This window comes from Winogradskyella damuponensis (assembly GCF_039538385.1).
Classification (GTDB): domain Bacteria; phylum Bacteroidota; class Bacteroidia; order Flavobacteriales; family Flavobacteriaceae; genus Winogradskyella; species Winogradskyella damuponensis.
Genome location: NZ_BAABCB010000040.1, coordinates 1 through 1,195, shown reverse-complemented (window position 1 = coordinate 1,195; position 1,195 = coordinate 1). Strand labels below are relative to the sequence as shown.

General features: G+C 31.0%; 1 protein-coding gene. It reads right to left on the bottom strand.

All coding sequences use genetic code 11. The features are described from left to right. Window positions 1-315 precede the first annotated feature (315 nt). A complete protein-coding gene (locus ABD730_RS17120; protein WP_344716115.1) occupies window positions 316-1,029 on the bottom strand; it encodes a hypothetical protein in 714 nt (237 codons plus the stop codon). Window positions 1,030-1,195: the final 166 nt, after the last annotated feature.

Here is a 1,195-nt window from a genome sequence, read left to right as displayed (position 1 = left end):
AGTGAAAAAAATTCAGCGCAATACTTTTTGAGATTCCGCTTTAAATTCCAACGTAGTTTTGGTATGAAAATAAGTACAGAATTTAGTGATTGCCTTGAAATTGCAAGTTAGCACCAAAATCTTTGCTAACGGTTTTGTGTATGGCTCGTTGCGTGTAAATTAGCGATTATTTTTCGGTTGAGCCATAAGCCAGATTTATAAATTTTACTATTTATCTTTTTTGTTGGAAATCGTCAAATTTAAAAATTTGGCGACTTTCCAAATATACCTTAACTTTGGTTTAAGCAACTGACCAGCAATGAGCTATACACGTTGTTATCTCTTGTTTTTATTCCGCTGTTTCTTTTTTCGTTCACGTTTGTATTTCCGTAATTCCTTTTTTGTTGGCGGTTTTGTAATAGCATAAGCTGAACCAGAATATTTGTAGCTTATAAACGGGATTTTTCCGAAAAAATCCTTTCCGTATTTTTCGAGTTCTCCAATTTCTCCAATTTTTTTATTAAACTCAATTATAAATTCCGCTTCTTCAATTCCCTTTTGCGAAGTTGGTGTCCAAAAGTTTTTAAAAGAGTAGTTATTATTCTCTTTCAGTTCGTAAATATGCGTTATTCCGTCAAACCCTTGTTTCCAATCTTTAATGTACTTATCACTCGGTATTTTTTGAATTCCGCTGTTTGATATGTATTCATATAAATCTTCAGAGATTGATTTTGGTAGATAATACGTTTTTACAAATGTGTCAGCCTTATAATCGTCTTCCCAAACTTCAAAAACATAATATATTATCTTACCACTTATAGAATCATTGTCTTTAGTAATTTCGAGTAAATTCCCAGGATTCCAACTTCTAAAAGTAAATTCCGATTTAGTGTTTAATTCAGGTAATTTGAAAGCTTTAATGTCATCGTCTTGATAGCTTTTCCAAAATAAAGTGTCGCTGTCTTTTGTTAAATATAATTCCGAATTCTCGGTTTGGCTATTTGCAGAAATTGATAGTAAAATCGTAAGTAAGATTGTTAATATTTTCATTTCTAATGATTTTCTGTCAAATGTATCCTTTGACAATTAGTCGTAAAAGTCAAAATGAGTGAACTGTCTTTTTTAATGAGCGAAAAGTTTTTCTCAAATAAGAGATAACGGTCTCGTATATGATTTGTAGCGTTATTTAAGCAAGTAAGTTAGTAAATAATAACGG